14 protein-coding genes and 2 pseudogenes are annotated in these 21,581 nt (G+C 69.1%); 14 read left to right on the forward strand and 2 right to left on the reverse strand.

What is annotated here, in order from left to right; all coding sequences use genetic code 11:
• Positions 1-52 precede the first annotated feature (52 nt).
• From aroF to QEG98_RS32835, 10 genes and pseudogenes are all read left to right on the forward strand, one after another.
• The gene (aroF, locus tag QEG98_RS32790) at positions 53-1,078 is read left to right on the forward strand and encodes a 3-deoxy-7-phosphoheptulonate synthase (RefSeq protein ID WP_090492163.1); all 1,026 of its coding nucleotides are present in this window, start codon (positions 53-55) and stop codon (positions 1,076-1,078) included.
• 3 nt (positions 1,079-1,081) lie between these two features.
• Positions 1,082-2,086, forward strand: a pseudogene (trpD, locus tag QEG98_RS32795) (anthranilate phosphoribosyltransferase); the annotation flags it as partial.
• 7 nt (positions 2,087-2,093) lie between these two features.
• Entirely contained in the window at positions 2,094-2,882 is a 789-nt protein-coding gene (locus QEG98_RS32800) for an indole-3-glycerol phosphate synthase TrpC (protein ID WP_316564073.1), read from the forward strand.
• On the forward strand, positions 2,879-3,517 hold the full coding sequence (locus tag QEG98_RS32805) for a phosphoribosylanthranilate isomerase (protein WP_141593228.1): 639 nt from the start codon (positions 2,879-2,881) through the stop codon (positions 3,515-3,517). Before QEG98_RS32800 ends, QEG98_RS32805 begins: the two co-directional genes overlap by 4 nt.
• 5 nt (positions 3,518-3,522) lie before the next feature.
• Positions 3,523-4,726: pseudogene (gene trpB / locus QEG98_RS32810) on the forward strand (tryptophan synthase subunit beta).
• Entirely contained in the window at positions 4,723-5,514 is a 792-nt protein-coding gene (gene trpA / locus QEG98_RS32815; RefSeq protein ID WP_316564074.1) for a tryptophan synthase subunit alpha, read from the forward strand. Before trpB ends, trpA begins: the two are co-directional and overlap by 4 nt.
• 131 nt (positions 5,515-5,645) lie before the next feature.
• Positions 5,646-10,181 (forward strand): CARDB domain-containing protein, encoded by a 4,536-nt coding sequence (locus QEG98_RS32820; RefSeq protein ID WP_316564075.1) that lies wholly within the window; start codon positions 5,646-5,648, stop codon positions 10,179-10,181.
• A gap of 376 nt (positions 10,182-10,557) precedes the next feature.
• Positions 10,558-12,207 carry a DUF6923 family protein gene (locus tag QEG98_RS32825; RefSeq protein ID WP_316564076.1) on the forward strand — a complete coding sequence of 550 codons (1,650 nt, stop codon included), beginning with the start codon at positions 10,558-10,560 and terminating at the stop codon, positions 12,205-12,207.
• A gap of 14 nt (positions 12,208-12,221) precedes the next feature.
• A complete protein-coding gene (locus QEG98_RS32830) occupies positions 12,222-12,752 on the forward strand; it encodes a hypothetical protein (RefSeq protein ID WP_244172024.1) in 531 nt (176 codons plus the stop codon).
• A 62-nt stretch (positions 12,753-12,814) separates the two neighbouring features.
• Complete coding sequence (locus QEG98_RS32835; RefSeq protein ID WP_090492154.1) at positions 12,815-13,420, forward strand: histidine phosphatase family protein; 606 nt, start codon at positions 12,815-12,817, stop codon at positions 13,418-13,420.
• On the opposite strand, the gene QEG98_RS32840 is transcribed toward QEG98_RS32835, so the two are convergent.
• Together QEG98_RS32840 and QEG98_RS32845 are read right to left on the reverse strand one after the other, a co-directional pair.
• Complete coding sequence (locus QEG98_RS32840) at positions 13,421-13,984, reverse strand: anthranilate synthase component II (RefSeq protein ID WP_090492153.1); 564 nt, start codon at positions 13,982-13,984, stop codon at positions 13,421-13,423.
• A complete protein-coding gene (locus tag QEG98_RS32845) occupies positions 13,981-15,474 on the reverse strand; it encodes an anthranilate synthase component I family protein (protein WP_316564077.1) in 1,494 nt (497 codons plus the stop codon). The genes QEG98_RS32840 and QEG98_RS32845 overlap by 4 nt, the downstream gene beginning before the upstream one ends.
• A 262-nt stretch (positions 15,475-15,736) precedes the next feature.
• Between QEG98_RS32845 and QEG98_RS32850 the strand changes: the two genes are divergently transcribed.
• The 4 genes from QEG98_RS32850 to pdeM are packed head-to-tail and all read left to right on the forward strand — an operon-like array spanning position 15,737 to position 21,580.
• Positions 15,737-16,789 carry a ligase-associated DNA damage response exonuclease gene (locus QEG98_RS32850; RefSeq protein ID WP_316564078.1) on the forward strand — a complete coding sequence of 351 codons (1,053 nt, stop codon included), beginning with the start codon at positions 15,737-15,739 and terminating at the stop codon, positions 16,787-16,789.
• Between the two features lie 3 nt (positions 16,790-16,792).
• Positions 16,793-18,388: an ATP-dependent DNA ligase gene (locus tag QEG98_RS32855; RefSeq protein WP_316564079.1), complete on the forward strand. Its 1,596-nt coding sequence runs from the start codon at positions 16,793-16,795 to the stop codon at positions 18,386-18,388.
• Positions 18,375-20,957: a ligase-associated DNA damage response DEXH box helicase gene (locus QEG98_RS32860; RefSeq protein ID WP_316564080.1), complete on the forward strand. Its 2,583-nt coding sequence runs from the start codon at positions 18,375-18,377 to the stop codon at positions 20,955-20,957. The genes QEG98_RS32855 and QEG98_RS32860 overlap by 14 nt, the downstream gene beginning before the upstream one ends.
• On the forward strand, positions 20,927-21,580 hold the full coding sequence (gene pdeM, locus QEG98_RS32865) for a ligase-associated DNA damage response endonuclease PdeM (protein ID WP_316564081.1): 654 nt from the start codon (positions 20,927-20,929) through the stop codon (positions 21,578-21,580). The genes QEG98_RS32860 and pdeM overlap by 31 nt, the downstream gene beginning before the upstream one ends.
• The last annotated feature ends 1 nt before the right edge of the window (position 21,581 follow it).

Consider the following 21,581-nt stretch of genomic DNA (forward strand, 5'->3'; position numbering starts at 1 on the left):
GAATGCTCCCGGCCCACAACACCCCTCGGAGCGAGAGAAAGCAGGCAGCCCCATGTTGATCGTGATGCGACCCGACGCGACGGCCCAGGACATCGAGCGTGTGAACGACGAGATCCGCCGCCGTGGTTGGCAACCGCACGCGATTCCAGGGGGCACTCGCACGGCCGTTGGCATCACCGGAAACCCGGGCGCGGTGGAACCGGAGCCCTTCCGCGTGCTCCCTGGCGTCGCTGACGCCGTGGCCATCTCCCAGCCGTTCAAGCTCGTCAGCCGCGAGGTGAAGCCGGACGACACGCAGCTTCGCATCGGCGACCTGACGATTGGCGGCTCCGCCTTCCACGTCATCGCCGGCCCGTGCTCGGTGGAGTCGCGCGAGCAGATTCTCTCCACCGCCCACGCGGTGAAGAAGGCGGGCGCCACCATGCTGCGCGGCGGTGCGTTCAAGCCGCGCACCAGCCCCTATGAGTTCCAGGGCCTCAAGGGTGACGGCCTGGCGCTGCTGGCCGAGGCGCGCCAGGAGACGGGCCTGCTCGTCACCACCGAGGTGAAGGACACCGCGACACTCCAGGCCGTCGCCGACGCCACGGACATCCTCCAGATTGGCGCGCGCAACATGCAGAACTTCAGCCTGCTGGAGGCCGTGGGGGACCTGCGCAAGCCGGTGATGCTCAAGCGCGGCATGAGCGCCACCATCAAGGAACTGCTGATGGCGGCCGAGTACATCGTCGCCCGCGGCAACACGCAGGTCATCCTCTGCGAGCGCGGCATCCGCACCTTCGAGACGATGACGCGCAACACGCTGGACCTCAACGCGGTGCCCATGCTGAAGGCGCTCTCGCACCTGCCCGTCTTCGTGGACCCGTCGCACGGCATCGGCGTGCGCAAGGCGGTGCCGGCGATGATGCGCGCGGCGACGGCGGTGGGGGCGGACGGCATCATCGTCGAGGTGCACCCCGACCCGCCGCGCGCGAAGTCGGACGGTGCCCAGTCGCTGGACTTCTCCGAGTTCGAGAAGTCCATGAACGAGGTCCGCGCCATCGCCCAGGCGATGGGCCGCGAAGTGGTCAGGCTGGGATAGGCCATGACACTCAAGGAAGCGCTGGGCAAGGTGGTGGGCCGGCGCGACCTCACCCGCGAGGAGATGACCCGCGTCATGGGTCTGATGCTCGCCGGGGAGGCTTCGCCTGCCCAGGTTGGCGCGCTGGCGACAGCGCTGAAGATGAAGGGTGAGACGGAGGATGAAATCCTCGGCGCGGCGGAGGCCATGCGGGCCTGCGCGGCGAAGCTGTCCCCGCGTGCCGACGTGGTGCTCGACACCTGCGGCACCGGTGGCGACGGCGCGCACACCTTCAACATCTCCACCGCGGTGGCCTTCGTGGCCGCCGGGGCCGGAGTGACGGTGGCCAAGCACGGCAACCGCGCGGTCTCCAGCCGTTGTGGCAGCGCGGACGTGCTGGCGGCGCTGGGCGTCTCCATGGAGCGCCCGCACGAGCGCGTGGCGCGGGACATCGACGAGCACGGGGTGGGCTTCCTCTTCGCGCCCTCGCACCACGGGGCCCTGCGGCACGTGGCGCAGGCGCGGCGGGACATGGGGTTCCACAGCGTGTTCAACCTGCTGGGGCCCCTGACGAACCCGGCGGGCGCGCGCTACCAGCTCCTGGGGACGTTCGACGGCAAGCGCGTGGAGCAGACGGCGCGCGTGCTGGGCCGGCTCGGCAGCCGCCGCGCGTGGGTGGTGCACGGCCATGACGGGCTGGATGAAATCTCTCCGTGCAGCGCCACGCAGGTCGCGGAGCTGCGCGAGGACGGCACGGTCCACACCTTCACGGTGTCGCCCCAGGACGCGGGGCTGGATGTGGTGCCTCGCGAGGCCATCGCGGGTGGCGACGCGGAGGAGAACGCCCAGCGGCTGCGCGCGCTGCTGGACGGCGAGCGCTCGGGGCTGCGCACGGCGGTGCTGCTCAACGCGGCGGCGGCGCTCGTCGTCGTGGGACTGGCGGCGGACCTGCGTGACGGCGTGCGGAAGGCGGAGCAGGCCATCGACTCGGGCGCGGCCCGCAACAAGCTGGCGGCCCTCATCGAGGGGGCTTGTCATGAGCACGACAGGAACGTTGGACCGCATCATGGCGCGCAAGCGCCAGGAACTCGCAGCGCGTCCGCCCATGGCACCTCGCGCCCGGCCCATGCCCCGCGACTTCGCCCAGGGGCTGGTGACCCACCGCTCCGGGCGGCAAGTGAGCGTCATCGCGGAAGTGAAGCGCAAGAGCCCTTCGGGCGGGGACTTCCCCCACGCGGACGTGGTGGCGGTGGCCCGGGCCTATGAAGCCGCGGGCGCCAGCGCCATCAGCGTGCTGACGGATGGGCCGGACTTCGGCGGCAGCCTGGAGGACCTCGTGGCCGTGCGGGCGGCGGTGTCGCTGCCCGTGCTGCGCAAGGACTTCCTCGTGGCGGCGCGTGAGGTGGAGGAGAGCGCGCAGTGGGGCGCGGACGCGGTGCTGCTCATCGCCGACGCGCTGGAGGATGGCGAGCTGCGGGAGATGGTCGCCACCGCGAAAGCGGTGGGCGTGGCCGCGCTGGTGGAAGCCCACACGGAGGCGCACGCCGAGCGCGCGCTGGCCGCGGGCGCGAAGCTGGTGGGCATCAACAACCGCAACCTCGCCACGCTGAAGACGGACACGGGCACGGCCCTGCGGGTGATGCCGAAGCTGCGCTCCCGGGCCCGGGTGCTGGTGGCGGAGAGCGGCCTCAAGTCCCTGGCGGACCTGGTGGCGGCGCAGGAAGCGGGAGCGGACGCCGTCCTGGTGGGCGAATCCCTGCTTCGGGAGCCCGACCCCGGACATGCGCTGCGGAGGCTGCTCGGGGTGAAGGACGCGGCGCCGTGAGTGTCCGCGTGAAGGTGTGCGGCGTCACGCGCCTGTCCGACGCGGTGGCCGCGTGGGAGGCCGGCGTGGATGCGCTGGGCCTCAACTTCTACCCGAAGTCGCCCCGCTACCTGGACCTCCCCACGGCGGCGGCCCTGGCCCGTACACGGCCGCCCCTGGGCACGGTGCTGGGCGTGTTCGTCAACGCGGCGCCGGACACCATCCGGGAGACGGTGCGCGCCTGTGGCCTCACAGCCGTGCAGCTCCATGGGGACGAGCCCCCGGAGGCCTGTTCGGGGTACGGGGTGCCTGTCGTCAAGGCGCTGCGAGTCACGGGGCCGGAAGACGTGGCCCGGGCTCGGACGTATGTGGGCGTAGGAGACGTCGCAGGGCTGCTGCTCGACGGCGCGGCGCCGGGATATGGCGGCGGCGGCGTGGGCTTCGACTGGTCGCTCGTCGCGGGGCTGGCGGGAAGCGGCGTGCCCGTGCTGGTGGCGGGAGGCCTGCGGCCCTCCAACGTGGCCGAGGCGGTGCGCGCGACGCGGCCGTACGGCGTGGATGTGGCCAGTGGCGTGGAATCCGCCCCTGGCATCAAGGACGTGGAAGCGGTGCGCGCCTTCGTGCGCGCCGCGAAGTCCATCAACCTCTGGGAGTGACAGACATGACCACGGAGACTGCCGCCGGCCGCTTCGGGCGCTACGGCGGACGCTACGTTCCGGAGACCCTGGTTCCCGCGCTGCAGGAGCTGGAAGAGGCCTATGCCACGGCGAGCGCGGACCCGGCCTTCGGCGAGGAGGTCGCCCGCGTGCTGCGCGAGTTCGTGGGCCGCCCCACCACGCTGACGCCCGCCCGGCGCCTCACGGAGGCCTGGGGCGGCGCGAATGTGTGGCTCAAGCGCGAGGACCTGGCGCACACCGGCGCGCACAAAATCAACAACACCGTGGGTCAGGTGCTGCTCGCCAAGCGGATGGGCAAGAAGCGCATCATCGCGGAGACGGGCGCGGGCCAGCACGGCGTCGCCACCGCCACCGCGTGCGCGCTCTTCGGCCTGCCCTGCGAGGTGTACATGGGCGCGCTGGACGTGGAGCGGCAGGCGCTCAACGTCTTCCGCATGCGCGCGCTGGGCGCGGTGGTACGGCCGGTGGAGTCCGGCTCGCGCACGCTGAAGGACGCGATGAACGAGGCCATGCGCACCTGGGTGTCGCAGGTGTCGGACACGCACTACGTCATCGGCAGCGCGGCAGGGCCGCATCCGTATCCGACGGTGGTGCGCGACTTCCAGGCCGTCATCGGCCGCGAGCTGCGGACGCAGGCCCAGGCGGCCTTTGGCGGCCTGCCGGACGCCATCATCGCGTGCGTGGGGGCGGCTCGAATGCCATTGGCGTGCTGCACCCATTCATTGGCGACGCCAGCGTGCGGCTGGTGGGCGTGGAGGCGGGAGGCCACGGCCTGGATACGAAGCAGCACGGCGCTTCGCTGACACTGGGGACGGAGGGCGTGCTGCACGGCTCGCGCTCGCTGGTGCTCCAAGACGAGGACGGCCAGATTCAGGAGGCGCACAGCATCTCCGCGGGCCTGGACTATCCGGGCGTGGGCCCGGAGCTGGCGCACCGGCGAAGACGGGCCGCATGGAGGTCCGCATCGCCACGGACGACGAGGCGCTGGCGGCCTTCTACGAGGTGGCGCGCCTGGAGGGCATCCTCCCCGCGCTGGAGACGTCTCACGCCTTCGCGCGCGGCCGGGAGCTGGCGCGTGAGCTGGGGGCGGGCAAGCACCTGGTCATCAATTGCTCGGGCCGCGGAGACAAGGATGTGGCCACGATTTCCGCGCGGGGCGTGCCTCCGCCGGTGGGGGTGAAGGCATGAGCGGCGAGATTGCACAGACTTTCGCCCAGGCGAAGGCACGGGGCGAAGGCGTACTGGTGACCTATGCCATGGCGGGCGACCCGGACCTGCCCCGCTCGGTGGACGTGTTCGCCGCGCTGGTCGAGGGCGGCGCGGACGTGCTGGAGATTGGCGTGGCGTTCAGCGACCCCATCGCCGACGGCCCCGTCATCCAGGGCGCGGCGGAGCGGGCGCTCAAGGCCGGCTCCACGCTCAAGCGCGTGCTGGACGAGGTGGTGCCGGCGGTACGCAAGCGATGTCCCCAGACGCCGCTGGTCATCATGACGTACGTCAACCTCATCATGGCCATGGGCGAGGCGCGTTACGCGAAGCTCGCACGCGAACGCGGCGTGTCTGGAACCATCCTCCCCGACCTGCCGCCCGAGGAGAGCGCGAGCCTGCGCGCCACGTTCGACGCGGAGGGCATGGACCTGATTCCCCTGTGCGCCCCCACCACGCCCCCGGCGCGGGCGGAGGCCATCGCGAAGGACGGCCGAGGCTTTGTCTATTGCGTGTCCGTGTCGGGCGTGACGGGCATGCGCGCGGAGCTGCCGCCGGACCTTTCACAGCGTTTGGATTTGGTGCGCAAGGCCGCGACTGTCCCCGTGGTGGCAGGCTTTGGCATCTCCACGGCGGAACAGGCACGCATGCTGTCTGCCCATGCGGATGGCGTCGTGGTGGGTAGCGCGCTGGTGCGTGCCGCTCACACAGAGGGCCTCGAGGCGGCGAAGGCGCTCTGCGCCGACATCAAGCGCGGACTGCGACGCTGAGGCACGGCTGCAAACGCTCTCTTCAAGCTGAAAATTCAGGGATAATCCCACACCCCGTATAAGCACTCCGGCTCTCCGCATGTGCCCGCATCAGGCGGGCATTTGCGCGAGGACATTCCTCCGGAGGCAATATGCAGCAACGGCGAAGGCCGTCTTGGAGCAGTACATTCCTGCTGACAGCAGGTCTGTTGGCGGGAGCGGGATGTGGGGGCAACGCGGCTCCCACCGAGCCCGAGCAGCTCAGGAGTCAGTCGCAAGGCCGGGGCTTTGGCCCCGACCTCGTGGTTCGAGAGCTGCGAGGCCCCAGCAGTATTCGATTCGGTGAGCCCTTCACGACCCTCGTGAAGGTCTGCAACGAAGGCACAGCGCCCGCGCAGAGCCCCATAGGTCCCACCCAGATGGACTTGTACCTGTCCACGGATGGCACGCTCTCCTGGCCCGACCCGAACGTGCCACCCCCGACGGACCAGGTCTTCCTCGCCACGCTGGACGTCAGCGCCCTGGAGGCCGGCCGCTGCGAGACGCGAGCCATCACCAGTTCCGCCACGCCGCCTGGCCCCCAAACGGACGGAACCTACTACCTGGGAGCCATCACCGACGCGCACCAGACCCTCGTCGAACTGGACGAGGCCAACAACACCGCGGTGACCGCGCTGGGCATCGGAAACCGGCCGGACCTCGTCGTCACGGAGCTTCGTGGCCCCACGAGCGTCACGAACAGCGGGACGGTCACGTCGACGCTCAAGGTGTGCAACCAAGGCACCCACGTTTCGGACGACACCATCGTGGAGCTGTACCTCTCCACGAACGGCACGCTGTCACCGCCAACGACGGGTGGACCTCCCCCCACACATCAGGCCTCACAGGGAACGGTGGACGTGCCCGAACTGCTCCCGGCCCACTGTGCCATCCGCAACGCCTCTTTCCCGGTGATATTGCCGCCCGACGCGACACCCGGTCAGCTGCTCTACCTGGGCGCCATCGCCGATACCCCCGGGTTCTCCACGGAGCTCAACGAGGACAACAACGTCTTCGTGGGGGACCTCGTCGCCATGGGAGCAGGACCGGACCTCGTCGTCACCTCGGTGCACGGCCCCAGCAGCATCCAGAGCGGTGACCTGCTTGGCGCTTCTGTGAGGGTTTGCAACCACGGCACGCTGCCCGCGAATCCCAGCTCGCTCGAGCTGTACCTCTCCGTGGATGGCAACGTGACCATGCCAGGCAGCGGCAGCCCACCGCCGCCTGGACAGGAACGGGTGGGCCAGACGGATGTGCCCCTCCTGAACCCTGGCATTTGCATCACTCGCAATGTCCAGGGCGCCGCGACGTTCCCAGCCGGCGCGCCCCAGGATGGCGCCCTCTTCCTGGCCGCCATCATCGATTCCACGCAAGACATCCCTGAACTGCGCGAGGACAACAACGCCTTCACCCAGGGGCTCATCGGCGCGGGGGCGCGCCCGGACCTCATCGTGACCGCGATTCGCGCTCCAGCCAGCGTGCCCCCTTCGGCATCGTGGACCCCTGTCAGCGTCACCGTTTGCAACGTGGGGACCGTCGTTGCCCCGACGGCCGCGGTGGATATCTACCTGTCCATGGTGCCGACGCTGGACTCGCCTGCCATGGGGGGACTGCTGCACGGGACCAAGATCAGAGTCGGCGGATTCGGCGTCTCCAGCGTCGAAGCAGGGCGTTGCGTCACACGCGAGGAGCCCATCACCCTGGACCGTCCCCTGGGTGCGCCACCCCAACTCCAAGCATTCTACGTGGGCGCCATTGTCGACCCCAGGTCGAACATCGTGGAGCTTCGCGAGGACAACAATGCCTTTGTCGGTGAGCAAATGGGTCTCGGCAACGGGCCGGACCTGGCCATCACCTCCGTGAAGGGCCCCGCCAGCAGCATGCCTGGCGACGTACCTGTCACCGCCCGCATCTGCAATCGGGGCACCGTGGCCTCACAGAACACCCAGGTGGAGTTCTACCTGGCCGCGCATGCCTTCCTGAATGCCCCGATTCAGGGGGGCTCGCCTTACAACGCCGACCCGCATACGGCGTTCTCCATTGGGATGCACCAGGTGCAATCCTTGGATGCGGGCGAGTGCAGGACGATCTCCACCCTTGCTACCGCGATGAGCTTCCCCGCGGAGTACATCGACAAGGCGCTCAATCTTGGAGCCATCATCGACCCATACGCGCAGGACAATGAACTCCGCGAAGACAACAACACCTTCATCGGAGACATCATGGGCCTGGGCAACCGTCCTGACCTGGTGGTCACTGCCATCGATGGTCCCGCCAGCGTGCGCGACAGCACCACCTTCGCGACCACCCTGACCGTCTGCAACCAGGGCACCGATTCCTCCGGACCCACGATGGCACAGGTGTATCTGTCCACCGAACCCCGCCTGGTGCTTCCAGATTGGAGCGGGCAAGGAACTCCGTTCACATGGAGTCAAACGCCCGTGGGCGACGTGAGCATCCCTCCCCTGAACGTCGGGCACTGCTTCACAGGGCAAGTGACTGGCGCGGCCTACATCCCGCCCGGCTCGCACGGCGAGGCCATCTACCTGGGCGCCATCGTCGATGCGAACGACGCCATCGAGGAGCTTCGCGAGGAGAACAACGCCTTTGTGCGCGGCCGCATCGGCGTAGGAAACAAAGCGGACCTCGTCGTCACCGCCATCAACGCTCCACCGAGCGCGCGAATCCATGGTGCCTTCACAGCCACCGTGACGGTCTGCAACCAGGGCACCGAGTACGCGAGTTCCTCGGAGCTGGAACTCCACTTCTCGACCCTGCCCACGTTGGAACTGCCACGGTGGTTCGGTTCGGGCTCCCCCCTGCCCGACACCCAGGCCTCCATCGGCAACATCTCAGTGCCACACCTGGACGCGGGCCATTGCATTTCCCAATCCATCCAGGCCGCTACACAGTTGCCACCCGATGCACTGTTTGCCCAGCCCTTGTACCTGGGCGCCATCATCGACGGATGGGGCAACCTCGAGGAACTGCGCGAGGACAACAACATCTTCGTGAGCGGAATCATGGGCGTCGGTGATGGCCCTGACCTTGTCATCACGGCGGTGCAGGCGCCCCCGAACGTCGGGCCGTTCGCGACGTTCCACCCGACCGTTACGGTTTGCAATCAGGGGACAGAGCCCTCGAACAGCACCCTCGTGGAGTTCCACCTCTCCACGGAAGAGGCGCTCGTCATGCCGCGCTGGAGTGGACCCGGCAATCCACTGCCACCGACGCAGCAGCCCATTGGCGAGCTGAGTGTCCCCTTCCTGAATCCAGGGAGGTGCTTCACGGGAAGCGCTGTCGCAACACTGACGCCGCCGCCCGCGACAGCCCCTGACCAGAAGCTCTACCTGGGTGCCCTGGTCGATGGGATGCAATCCCAGGCGGAGCTGCGTGAAGACAACAACATCTTCATGAGCGGTCGCATGGGCGTGGGCCATGCATCCGACCTGGTCATCACGTCACTCACGGGCCCCGCGAGCGTCGAAGCCAACGCCGCGTTCACCGCCACGGTCACCGTCTGCAATCAAGGCACGTCTGAATCCTATCCCACGGAGCTGGAGGTCCACCTCTCCACCGAAGCAAGCATGGCCATGCCCGAACGGTACGGCCCGGGAATCCCGATACCCGCCAACCAGGTGTACGCCGGCGAGTTCGGAGTCCCCGCCTTGGGTGTCGACGATTGCGTCACGCTGCAGGTGCCCTCCTGGTCGAACATTCCTGTCCTGGCTCAGCCCGAACAGCCCTTGTATCTCGGCGCGGCCATCAATCCGGACCTGCTCGCTGGTGAGCTGCGCGAGGACAACAACACCTTCGTCGGTGACATCATGGGTGTTGGCGCCGGTCCCGACCTGGTTGTCACCGCGGTGCAAGCGCCTGTCAGCGTGGAACGCAACGGCAACTTCACTGCCTCGGTGACGGTCTGCAATCAGGGCACCCGGGTATCGGGCAGCGAGCAGTTGGACCTGTACTTCTCCACCCGGGCCCAGGTCGTGATGCCTCAATGGAATGCCCCAGGTTTCCCCTACCCGCGCACGCAAGCGCTCATCGGCGCCTGGAACGTGCAGCCCCTGAATCCGGGACAATGCATCACAGAGCCCGTCCTCGCGTGGGTGGAACTGCCCGAGGAGGCCGAGCCCCATCACCCGCTGTATCTGGGCGCGGTCATTGACTCGAACCAGGCGCAGGCCGAGCTGCGCGAAGACAACAACATCTTCGTCAGCGGACTCATGGGTGTGGGCAACCAGCCAGACCTGGTCGTCACCTCCGTCTCCGGCCCCAACTCCGTGAGAACGGGTAGTGCCTTCACCGCCACCGTGCGGGTCTGCAACCAGGGCACCACGCCCACCCACGGCTCCATGGAAGTGGCGCTGTACCTGTCTAGCAACAACACGCTCGAACTCCCCTATCAAAGCTGGCCGGGCGCTCCCCCCGACAGTCAGAGCCAGATTGGAGTGATGACCGTGCAATCTCTGGACGCCGGGCAGTGCGTCACACGCAACACACAGGTGACGGTCAACACGCCTCCGGATTCTGGCCCCACTGGGTTCTTCTACCTGGGCGCCCTCGTCGACCCATGGCAGAACCTCGAGGAACTGCGCGAGGACAACAACGTCCTCGCGGACCGGTTCATCGCGGTGATGCCGTAGTCGTCGCGGTCTGAGAACGGGCCCGGCCGAGCGCATCGACGTTCGGCCGGGCCTTGTTTCGAGGTCGCATGCATTCCAGAAAGAATGCCAGCCACCTGCCTGCAATTCTTACACGCCCGCGTTGCCGCGCTCCGGCCTCGGCGTCAGTGCCTCTTTCCGTCACGTGCCCGTCCGGCTGGGAGTTCCGGACAAGAACAAGTCCCCCGGGCCATCCTCCCGCCACTTCCAAGACATCCCCAGACAATGCCATTCGACATCCGGGCGCCCCTGGGGGCACATGTATCAACCTCCAAGAATAACAACAAATAAGAGAACAACTGGCACATCGACTGCAGCCGTCCCTTGTCCCCCAGCAATGACGGACGAGGAGACCCCCATGATGGATAGGAAGTGGCTCGGGCTCCTGTTCATCGGCGCCGTCTGGGCCTCGAACGCCTGGGCCAACGACTTCCGAGCCGAGAAGCTCGTGAACGGGCTCAAGCAATACACGGTCGACACCTACCCGGAGACGCTGCGCTTCACGTTCACCGTCACCAACATCGACCCGACGCTCCCCTCCGAGCTGCTCTCCGCGACCGCGCCCCTGCTGAATTCCTGCACGCTCTTACGCACGTCCCCCCTCGTGGTTCCAGCGGGAGGCCACGTCACGTATCAGTGCGAAATCGAGCTGGAGAGCCACGACGCGTGTCTCACATTGGGGATACACGATGCGAACCCCGTGACGCCCAACCACGAGGTCTCCTTCACCAGCACCTTCAGCATCGGCTGGGACGCAGGCGCTAGCCAGGCGGGGGCCAACGTGCTCTGCCTTCCTCAGCCCAACCTGTTCTGTGACGACACCGTCTACCTCTCCACGGCCTCGCGCTCTCCGGAAGGACGGCCCGCGGCCCCCTCACGGCTCTACATCTTCGACCCCGCCACCGGCACGCTGACGCTACAGGGTGAAGCCGGGCTTCCCTACAACGCGCTGGCGTTCAACCACTACGACAACATCCTGTACGCCATCGCCTCGGACGGCGTCAGCGCTCCCAGCTTCATCCGCGTCGACGCCACCGGCTCATCGAGCATCATCGCCCCGCTGGACACCACGGCACCTCGCTCGGCCATCTGGACCGCGGGAGCCGTTCTCAAGGATGGCTCCTACGTCGGCTTCGAGCACAGCACCCATCGCCTCATCCGCATCAACCCCAGCACCGGAGGCACTCTCTCCGAGCAAGTGGTGACCGTCCCGGGGGACTTCCAGCTGGCGGACTTCGCGATGAATCCCCGGGACGGCCAGCTCTACGCCTTCAACAACGCCACCCAGCGGCTGACCCGCATCGACCCGCTCACGGGCGTGGCCACCGACCATCCCGAGCCCGCGCGGATTGACGGCAGGCCCGCGGAGAACCCCGTCATGAGCGCCGCCGTCTTCACACGCGACGGCGAGCTCTTCCTCTACGGAACCAGCGGCCCCGATACCCACAGGGTCAGCGGCTTCCATGCCGTGGACGTGACGACGGGCAACCTGACCCGCCTCCTCACGCGGCCGGTGCCCCAGCTCGCGAACGGCGCGATGTGTGGCGTCTACTCCTGGGGCTCGCCTCGTCCGCAGCCGATGACCCGGGACCGCGGATTCTTCGGCGCCAGCGAGAGCGCGCTCTTGGAGTGCCTGGCATACGGCCCCATCTCCCTCGGCGCTCTCGGCGAAGTCTCCACCCTCCCAGGCGCCCTGGGCATCCTCTGGGCCAACCCCGCCATCGCCTCGAACAACACGCGCCGCACGGCCCTGGAGTCCTTGAAGGTCCGGACGGCGCGCGAAGCGCTGACGGCGGTCTGCAACGAGCGCGTCTTCAACACGCGCGCGCCTCCCCTGTCTGCGCTGGAGAATCCGGCCTCACTCGACCCCGGCCGGATGGAAGAGCTGCGTCAACGGCTGGAGCGGCACAACCACTCCGGCAAGCGGACGGCCATCCCGCTGCGAAAACGAATCTTCGCGGTGGACCCGCTGCAAGCCATGGAGCGCGCCGAGGAACCTCGGTTCTGAGAGGGAGCGTGGTCATGAAGATTCCATCCCAATCCAGGTGGGTCGCGGGCCTGCTCGTGGCGCTGGGAACAAGTGCCTGCGATACCAGTGAAGACGATTTGATGCGGGCGCTGGGAGACCCCGTGCTGGACGCCTTCGAAATCCGCCTGCGAGGCCAGGACGCGGCACAGTACGAGAAGGTCCTGCTGGGCATGGGCCAAGTCGAGGTCACCTCCTTCGGCGAGCCCGTCCGCTTCGAGCCCTCGCCCAACGCACGCGCCATGGATTTGACGGACACGGACCACGCCCACCTCCTGGGGCGCTTCTTCCTGCCCAGGTACGTGAAGCAGGTGGACATCACCGTGCGCTTGGACGACGTGGGCGCGTTCAAGGAAGACAGCCTGGCGGGCCTCATCAATGCCCAAGCCGGAACCATCCAGTTCTCGACCACGCGCAGCGCCCTGGAGCAGCGCTCACGCGTCGTCATCCACCTGCACCTGAAGGACAGCCTCTTCGACGGCAGGGGCGGAAAGACGCTCCTGCCGGCGACTTACATCGCCCACTGAAAGTCCTGGCACCCCGAAGGCCCTCTGGCTTCCACCTGCGCGCGAGCCCGGGCCCTGCCAGAATGCGCGCCATGAAGACCCCCGGGAAACAGGTGGTACTCGTCCGGCACGGAGAGACGGAGTGGAGCCGCGCCGGTCGGCACACAGGCCGGACGGACATTCCGCTCCTGAGCTCCGGAAGGGAGATGGGCCGCCTGCTCGGCGCGCCGCTGAAGGCCTGGCGCTTCGACGCCGTCTACACCAGCCCACTGAGCCGCGCGGCGGACACCTGCGCCCTTGCCGGCTACGGGGACTACGCCCAGCCGCGCGAGGACCTCATGGAGTGGGACTACGGCGACTACGAGGGGCGCACCGGCGCGGAGATTCGCGCCGAGCGGCCCGACTGGACCATCTGGACGAACGGCGTCCCCAACGGAGAGACCGCGGCGCAGGTGGCCACTCGCGTGGACGGCGTCATCTCCGACGCACTCCGGACGGACGGGGACGTGCTCATCTTCGCCCACGGGCACCTGCTTCGCGTGCTCGCGGCGAGATGGCTGGGCCTGCCCCCGTGGGAAGGCCGCCTCTTCCTGCTGAGCACCGCGTCCATCAGCGTGCTCGGCCATGACGGCGACAGGCGCCGCCCGGCCATCGTGTCGTGGAACGACACCACGCACCTGCGCGCGTAGCTACAGCCGTCCCTCCAGGAAGTTGCGCACCAGCGCGGGGCCCTCGGGCGTGAGCACGCTCTCCGGATGGAACTGCACGCCCACCACGGGCCGCTCGCGATGGCGCAGCGCCATGATGAGGCCATCCTGGCTCCACGCGGTGGCTTCCAGTTCGGCGGGCAGTGACGGCGCCTCCACGATGAGCGAGTGGTAGCGCGCCGCCGCGAAGCCCTCGCTGAGCCCGGCGAAGAGCCCCGTGCCGCCATGCCGGATGTGCGCCGCCTTGCCATGCACCGGCTCTGGCGCGCGCACCACCTTGCCGCCGAAGGCCGCGCCAATGGACTGGTGCCCCAGGCACACGCCCAGCACCGGCACACGTGACTGGGCAATGGCCGCCACGCTGACGCCCGCCTCATGCGGAGTGCAGGGCCCCGGCGAAATCACCAGGTGGGACGCGCCCGAGGCCGCGACACCTTCGGCATCCAGGCCGTCGTTGCGCACCACCTTCACCTCGGCCCCCAGCGTGTACAGGAGCTGCACGAGGTTGAAGGTGAAGGAGTCGTAGTTGTCGATGACCAGAATCACCGGCCACCTCCCTCGCGCGCCAGCCGCAGCGCGGCGGCCATGGCGCCCGCCTTGGCTTCCGTCTCGTCCGCTTCCTTCGACGGCACCGAGTCCGCGACCACTCCCGCGCCCGAGGTCCACATCGTCCGGTCTCCGTCCACGAAGAAGGTGCGCAGCGCAATCGCCACGTCCAGCGTGCCGCAGAAGGACAGGTAGCCCACCGCGCCCGAGTAGGGCCCGCGCCGCTGGACCTCCAACTCGTCGATGATTTGCATCGCGCGAATCTTGGGTGCGCCCGACACCGTGCCCGCGGGGAAGGTGCTGGCCAGCGCATCCAGCGCGTCGTACTTCGCGTCGAGCTTGCCGCGCACCTGCGACACGATGTGCATCACGTGGCTGTAGCGCTCGATGAGCATCATGTCCTCGACGCGCACCGAGCCAGGCGCCGCCACGCGGCCCACGTCGTTGCGCCCCAGGTCCACCAGCATGATGTGCTCGGCGCGCTCCTTCTCGTCCGCGAGCAGCTCCTTCTCCAGAGCCAGATCCTCGGCCTCGGACGCGCCACGGCGCCGGGTGCCGGCGATGGGCCGCACCACCACGTCCCCGTCGCGCACCTGCACCAGCAACTCCGGCGACGCGCCCACCAGCGCGCGGGCCTCGCCCAGCTCCACGAGGAAGAGGTACGGCGATGGATTCACCCGCCGCAGCGCGCGGTAGAGCGACAGCGGCGGCGGCGCGCCCCGGGATTCGAAGCGGCGCGCGAGCACGACCTGGAAGATGTCTCCGGCGCGGATGTACTCCTGCGCCTGTGCCACCGCCGACTCATACCCCGCGCGGTCCCAGCACGCGGTGGGCGCCACGTCCCCACGCATGCGCGGCGCGGGCGCATAGGCCTCCGGAGACAGCGGCTTCAGCAGCCGGTCCGCCATGGCCTGCGCGCGCGCCTCCGCGTCCTTCAGCGCGGCGGCCACGCTGCCGTGCAGCGACGGCCGGGCAATGGCCGTGGCCTTGAGCGTCCCGGTGCGGGTGTCGTGCGTGACGAAGTCCTCGCACACCAGCCATTCCGAGTCCGGGAAGGAGATGTCGCTGGGGTGCCGGTCCGGCACCGTGGGCTCCAGCCACGAGAAGCAGTTGTAGCCCATGTACCCCACGAGCCCGCCCAGGAAGGGCGCCTCACCGGGAAGCCGGGCCACGGCCAGCTCGCGCCAGAGCTGGCGCAGCACGTCCAGGGGCTTGCCGTCCCGGCGCTCCTCGTTCGAGCCGCGCCACAAGGTGGCACCGTTCCGGTCCAACCGCACGCGGCCCGCGGGCTCCGCGCCGATGTGGCTGTAGCGGCCGAACTGCTCGCCGCCGTAGCACGACTCGAGGATGAAGCCGCGCGAACCACCGCCCAGCTTCAGATAGGCCGACAGCGGCGTATCGAGGTCCGCCGGTAGCTCCACCGACACCGGCACCGCCTCACCCTGCTCCGCGCGCTGCCGATAGGCTGACTTCCGCTCCTGTGCATCCATCGTCTTTGACTCACGTCCCACCGCGCATCACGGCAGGGGGAATGGGGTGGCCCGTCTCGGCTCCGATGAAGCGCTTCACTGGCGACGTTGTGGATTCGCGGACAGCAGCAGGACGGGCGCCATCCCTGGGTTATCCCCCGTCCGAGGGAGTCCTCCAAGCGGTCCGACATTCCCCTCCCCCCATCGCGCAAGCCCCCGGGCCAGCGGGTGCCCGGGGAGCAGCCCGGGGAGCTCCCGCCGGTGAGGCGGCGTCCTCCCCCGGGTGGTCTGGCTCCAAGCCCCTCGCTATCTCAATGGGACTTTGAGTGCCGCTCCTTCCGCCCCATTGATGACGGTGACGCCTCAGGGGCTCTACTGCGTTCCCGGTGGCTTCCACGTCGACCCCTGGCGTCCGGTGGACCGGGCGCTCATCACCCACGCGCATGGTGACCATGCACGCAGCGGCAGCCACCGCTATCTGGGCGCCCGGGCGGGCAAGGGACTGCTCCACCGGAGACTGGGCGCGGACGCCACCATCGACACGCTCGACTACGGCGAACGGCTGCGCATCAACGGAGTCACCGTCAGCTTCCATCCCGCGGGCCACGTGCTGGGCAGCGCGCAGGTGCGCGTGGAGCACGCCGGTGAGACCTGGGTCGTGTCCGGTGACTACAAGCGCGCGCCGGACCCCACGTGCGCGCCCTTCGAGGTCGTCCCCTGCCACACCTTCATCACCGAGGCGACGTTCGGCCTGCCCATCTTCCGCTGGGACGCGACGGAGCAGGTGGCCGAGGACATCCTGCGTTGGTGGGACGCCAACCGCGCGCAGGGCCGCGCGGCGGTGCTGTTCTGCTACGCGCTGGGCAAGGCGCAGCGGCTGCTCGCGGAGCTGGCGAAGCGGACCGACCGCGCCGTGTTCATCCACGGCGCCTTGCACTCCCTGGTGGACGCATACCGGGACGCGGGCGTCCGCATGCTGCCCACGCAGCCGGTGTCCCAGGTGGAGAAGGGCACCTCGTTCGCGGGAGCGCTGGTGCTGGCGCCGCCGAGCGCGAGCGGCACCACGTGGATGCGCCGCTTCGGTGACTACGAAACCGGCTTCGCGTCCGGCTGGATGCGCGTTCGAGGCAACCGCCGCCGCCGGGGCTTCGACCGCGGCTTCGTGCTGTCGGACCACGCGGACTGGCCGGACCTGCTGCGCACGGTGAAGGACACCCGGGCGGAGCGCGTGCTGGTGACGCACGGCTACGCCGAGCCGCTGGCCCACTACCTGCGCGAGCAGGGCGTGGACGCCGCGCCCCTGGCCACGCCCTTCGAAGGCGAAGCGGAGGACTGACGCGTGCGGCGACTGGCGGACCTCTACGAAACGCTGGACCAGACCACGTCCACCAACGCCAAGGTGGAAGCGCTCGCGCGCTACTTCAAGGAAGCGCCCCCGGAGGACGCGGCGTGGGCGCTCTACTTCCTCACGGGGCAGAAGCTGAAGCGGCTGATTCCCACGAAGCTGCTGGTGGGGTGGACGCAGGAGCTGACCGGCATCCCCAGCTGGCTCTTCGAGGAGGTCTACGCCTCCGTGGGTGACCTGGCGGAGGTGATTGCCCTGCTGTTGGATGCCCGTGAGCGCCCGGCGCGGACCGAGGAGCTGCCCCTGTCCGTCTGGCTGGAGCAACGCCTGTTGCCGCTGCGTCAACGGGGCGCCGCCGGGCAACGCGAGCAGGTGGTGTCCTGGTGGCACGCCATGCCCCGGCGTGAGCTGTTCCTGCTCAACAAGATGCTCACCGGTGAACTGCGGGTGGGCGTGTCCTCCACGCTGGTGGTCCGCGCGGTGGCGCAGGTGGCGGGACTGCCCGCGCCCAGCGTGGCGCACCGGCTGATGGGGACGTGGACGCCCTCGCCCACCTTCTTCCGGCAGCTCGTGTCCCAGGACGTGTCGGACAGCGACAGCTCCCGGCCCTACCCCTTCTATCTCGCGTCACCGCTGGAGCAGCCACCAGGGGACCTGGGCGACCGGGCGGAATGGCAGGTGGAGTGGAAGTGGGATGGCATCCGGGGCCAGCTCATCCGCCGCAAGGGCAGCGTGCACCTGTGGAGCCGCGGCGAGGAGCTCATCACCGAGCGCTTCCCCGAAATCGCGGACGCCGCCGCCGCGCTCCCCGAGGGCACGGTGCTGGACGGCGAGGTGTTGGCCTACGCGGACGGAAGGCCCCTTCCCTTCGCCCTGCTCCAGCGGCGCATCGGCCGGCAGAAACTGACGCCCAAGGTGCTGGCCGAAGCGCCCGCGGCCTACATCGCCTACGACATGCTGGAGCTGGGAGGCGAGGACCTCCGGAGCCAGCCGCTGCGCGAACGGCGCGCGAAGCTGGAGGCACTGTTGGAAGGCTTGCCTCGGCTTCCCGTCTCCCCCGTCGTGCAAGCGGCGACCTGGGAGGACCTGGCCACCGCGCGGGGCGAAGCGCGAGAGCGCAACGTCGAGGGCTTCATGCTCAAGCGCCTGGAGTCGCCGTACCTCACCGGGCGCAAGCGGGGCGACTGGTGGAAGTGGAAGATTGACCCGTTCACGGTGGACGCGGTGTTGCTGTACGCGCATCCGGGCCACGGCCGGCGCTCGTCGCTGTACACCGACTACACCTTCGCAGTGTGGAACGGCACGGAGCTCCAGCCCGTGACGAAGGCGTACTCCGGCCTGACGGACGCGGAGATTGGCCGGCTGGACCGGTGGATTCGCGCGCACACGCGGGAGAAGTACGGCCCCGTGCGCTCGGTGGAGCCTGAACAGGTCTTCGAACTGCACTTCGAGGGCATCCAGTCCTCGCCGCGTCACAAGTCGGGCGTCGCGCTGCGCTTCCCCCGAATCGCCCGCTGGCGGACGGACAAGAAGCCGCAGGACGCGGACACGCTGGACTCACTCAAGGAGCTGCTCCATGCCAGCGGGTAGACCCCGCTCGCTGCGGGCGCAGATTGCCGCCAGTCGCAAGGCCCTGCGCGCCACCACCGAGCCTCCGGCCGCAGAGGCGCCGCGCAAGCCCAGGCGACCTCGCGTCCAGCGCACATCGACTCGAGCGCAAACGAATGAACCACCCCTGGAGCGGCTGCGCGGCTGGTTCCGCGCGAAGGGTTGGACGCCCTATCCGTTTCAAGAAGAAGCCTGGGCCGCCCATGCGCGCGGCGAAAGCGGGCTCATCCACGTCCCCACCGGCGCGGGCAAGACGTACGCGGCCTACCTGGGTCCGCTCGCGGACGTCGCGGCGCATGGACAGCCAGGACTTCAACTCCTCTACGTGACGCCGCTGCGCGCGGTGTCCCGGGACGTGGAGAAGGCGTTGAGGGAGCCCCTCACCGTGCTGGACGCGGACATCGCTGTGGAGAGCCGCACCGGCGACACGTCCTCCTCGGTGCGCCAGCGTCAGCGGGAGCGCCTGCCGCAGGTGCTCATCACCACGCCGGAGTCGCTGTGCGTCCTGCTCACGCATGAGCGGGCCCCGGAGCTGTTCGCGTCACTGCGCTCCGTCATCGTGGATGAATGGCACGAACTCCTCGGCTCCAAGCGGGGTTCGCAGCTGGAGCTGGCGCTGGCCCGCCTGCGCCGCTTCGCGCCGGGCCTGCGCACCTGGGCGCTGTCCGCCACGCTGGCCAATCTGGAAGAGGCCGCCCGTCACGCCGTGGGCACCGGCCAGACGCCCACGATTGTGAGCGCGGCGTTGGAGCGGCCCGTCGTCGTCGAGACATTGCTGCCCGAATCCGTGGATGCGTTCCCCTGGGCGGGCCACCTGGGCTTCTCCATGCTGGCCCGCGTGGGCGCGTGGCTGGACGCGGAGCGCTCCACGCTCATCTTCACCAATACGCGCGCCCAGGCCGAGCGCTGGTTCGAAGGCCTGCGATTCGCCCGTCCGGAGTGGGAGCACCTCATCGCGCTCCACCATGGCTCCATCGAACGCGAGGAGCGTGAGCGCGTGGAGAGCGGCCTCAAGGAAGGCTCGCTGCGCATCGTGGTGTGCACCTCGTCGCTGGACCTGGGCGTGGACTTCGGCCCGGTGGAGCGCGTGGTACAGGTGGGCAGTCCCAAGGGCATTGGCCGCACGATGCAGCGCGCGGGCCGCAGCGCCCACCGCCCGGGCGCCACCTGTCACATCCTCTTCGTCCCCACGCACGCGCTGGAGCTGGTGGAGATGGCCGCCGCCAAGGACGCGCTCCTTCGCCGCGAGGTGGAGGCCCGCACGCCGCCGGGCAAGCCGCTGGACGTCCTGGCGCAGCACCTCGTGACGTGCGCGTTGGGCGGCGGCTTCACGCCCGACGCCCTGCGAGACGAGGTGCGCACCGCGGCGGCCTTCGCCGGCCTCACCGACGAGGAGTTCGCGTGGACTTTGTCCCTGGTCCGCGAAGGCAGCCCGACGCTGCGCGCCTACCCGGAGTTCCGGCGCGTGGTGGAGCACGAGGGCCGCTGCGTCGTCGCGGACGCGCGCGTGGCCCGCCTGCACCGCCTCAACATCGGCACCATCACCTCCGACGCGGTGGTGCAGCTGCGTTACTGGAGCGGAGGGCGCCTGGGCAGCGTGGAGGAGTCCTACGTCAGCCGCCTCAAGCCGGGCGACACCTTCATCTTCGCGGGGAAGAAGCTGGAGTTCAGCCGCCTCCAGGACATGACCGCCTACGTGCGGCCCGCGAAGACGAAGGTCACCCGGACGCCGCGCTGGGGCGGCAGCCGCCTGCCCCTGTCCGGCTCATTGGCCGCCGCCGTTCGGCGCACGCTGGACACCGCGCGCCACGGCGATGTCACGTCGGGCGAACTGGCCGCCGCCTGGCCCGTGCTGGACGCGCAGGCCCGCCTGTCCCGCATCCCCGCGGCGGACATCCTGCTGGCGGAGACGTGCCAGACGCGCGACGGGCACCATCTCTTCCTCTATCCCTTTGAAGGACGGTTGGTGCACGAAGGACTGGCGGCGCTGCTGGCACTGCGGCTGACGCGCCTGCGCAAGGCCACCTTCACCCTGTCGGTGAATGACTACGGCCTGGAGTTGCTCACGCCCACGCCCTTCCCCTTCGAGGAGGCGCTGCACCCCGCGCTCTTCACCCGCGAGCGCCTGGAGGCGGACGTCCTGGAGAGCGTCAACGTCGGCGAGCTGTCAAAGCGCCAGTTCCGCGACATCGCCCGCATCGCCGGGCTGGTGCTGCCGGGCCTGCCCGGCGCGCGCAAGTCCTCGCGGCAGGTCCAGGCCAGCGCGTCGCTGCTGCACGACGTCTTCATCAAATACGACCCGGACAACCTCCTGCTCGTCCAGGCCCGCCGGGAAGTGCTGGAGCAACAATTCGAGGAGGGGCGCCTGGAGCGGACCCTGGAGCGGCTTCAAGCCGCGCCCCTGGAGCTCATCCATGTCCGCCGGCCCACGCCCCTGGGCTTCCCGCTCGTCGTCGAGCGCATCAGCGCGAGCCTGTCGAGCGAGTCCCTGCTGGAGCGGGTGGAGCGATTGAAGGAGCGATGGACTCGCGAAGATGCCAGGTCCGCGTAGAAGGCACCCTGCTGGAGCTGCTCCCGGAGCGCGCCCTGTACTGGCCCGACACTGGCACCCTGGCCGTGGCGGACCTGCACTGGGGCAAGACGGAGAGCTTCCAGCAGCACGGCATCCCCCTGCCCACGGGCGTGCTGGAGGACGACCTGGCCCGCCTGTCCGCGGCGCTCACCACCACCGGTGCCCGCCGCCTGCTCCTGCTGGGTGACCTCATCCATTCACGCCAGGGCCTCACCCCCGCCGTGGTGGAGCGGCTGGCGGAGTGGCGGGAGTCCCACGCCTGGGTGGATTGCGTCCTGGTGCGGGGCAATCATGACCGGCACGTGAAGACACTGCCTGACCGCTGGCGCCTGGACGTCCGCGAGTCCTCCATCGTCGAAGGCCCCTTCCACTTCGCCCACCACCCGGAGCCCGTTTCAGGTCGCTATGTATGGGCAGGTCACCTCCACCCCATGGTGCGGCTGGGCGGCAGGAGCGACACACTGCGTCTTCCCTGCTTCCAGGTGGGACGCGGCGTGGGCGTGCTTCCGGCCTTCAGCGCCTTCACGGGCGGAATCAACGTCTCCCGCCGCGCGGGCGATCGCATTTTCGCCGTCGCCGGCCCCGCAGTCGTCGAGGTGTAGG

The organism is Myxococcus sp. MxC21-1, assembly GCF_032612255.1.
GTDB classification, from domain to species: Bacteria; Myxococcota; Myxococcia; order Myxococcales; family Myxococcaceae; genus Myxococcus; species Myxococcus virescens.

What these genes read in the sequence shown, in the direction of transcription:
- trpA (WP_316564074.1), top strand. Translation starts at nt 4,723, where the DNA reads ATGAGCGGCGAGATTGCACAGACTTTCGCCCAGGCGAAGGCACGGGGC.
- QEG98_RS32820 (WP_316564075.1), top strand. Translation starts at nt 5,646, where the DNA reads ATGCAGCAACGGCGAAGGCCGTCTTGGAGCAGTACATTCCTGCTGACA.
- QEG98_RS32830 (WP_244172024.1), top strand. Translation starts at nt 12,222, where the DNA reads ATGAAGATTCCATCCCAATCCAGGTGGGTCGCGGGCCTGCTCGTGGCG.
- QEG98_RS32835 (WP_090492154.1), top strand. Translation starts at nt 12,815, where the DNA reads ATGCGCGCCATGAAGACCCCCGGGAAACAGGTGGTACTCGTCCGGCAC.
- pdeM (WP_316564081.1), top strand. Translation starts at nt 20,927, where the DNA reads ATGGACTCGCGAAGATGCCAGGTCCGCGTAGAAGGCACCCTGCTGGAG.
- aroF (WP_090492163.1), top strand. Translation starts at nt 53, where the DNA reads ATGTTGATCGTGATGCGACCCGACGCGACGGCCCAGGACATCGAGCGT.
- QEG98_RS32860 (WP_316564080.1), top strand. Translation starts at nt 18,375, where the DNA reads ATGCCAGCGGGTAGACCCCGCTCGCTGCGGGCGCAGATTGCCGCCAGT.
- QEG98_RS32825 (WP_316564076.1), top strand. Translation starts at nt 10,558, where the DNA reads ATGATGGATAGGAAGTGGCTCGGGCTCCTGTTCATCGGCGCCGTCTGG.
- QEG98_RS32800 (WP_316564073.1), top strand. Translation starts at nt 2,094, where the DNA reads ATGAGCACGACAGGAACGTTGGACCGCATCATGGCGCGCAAGCGCCAG.
- QEG98_RS32845 (WP_316564077.1), bottom strand. Translation starts at nt 15,474, where the DNA reads ATGGATGCACAGGAGCGGAAGTCAGCCTATCGGCAGCGCGCGGAGCAG.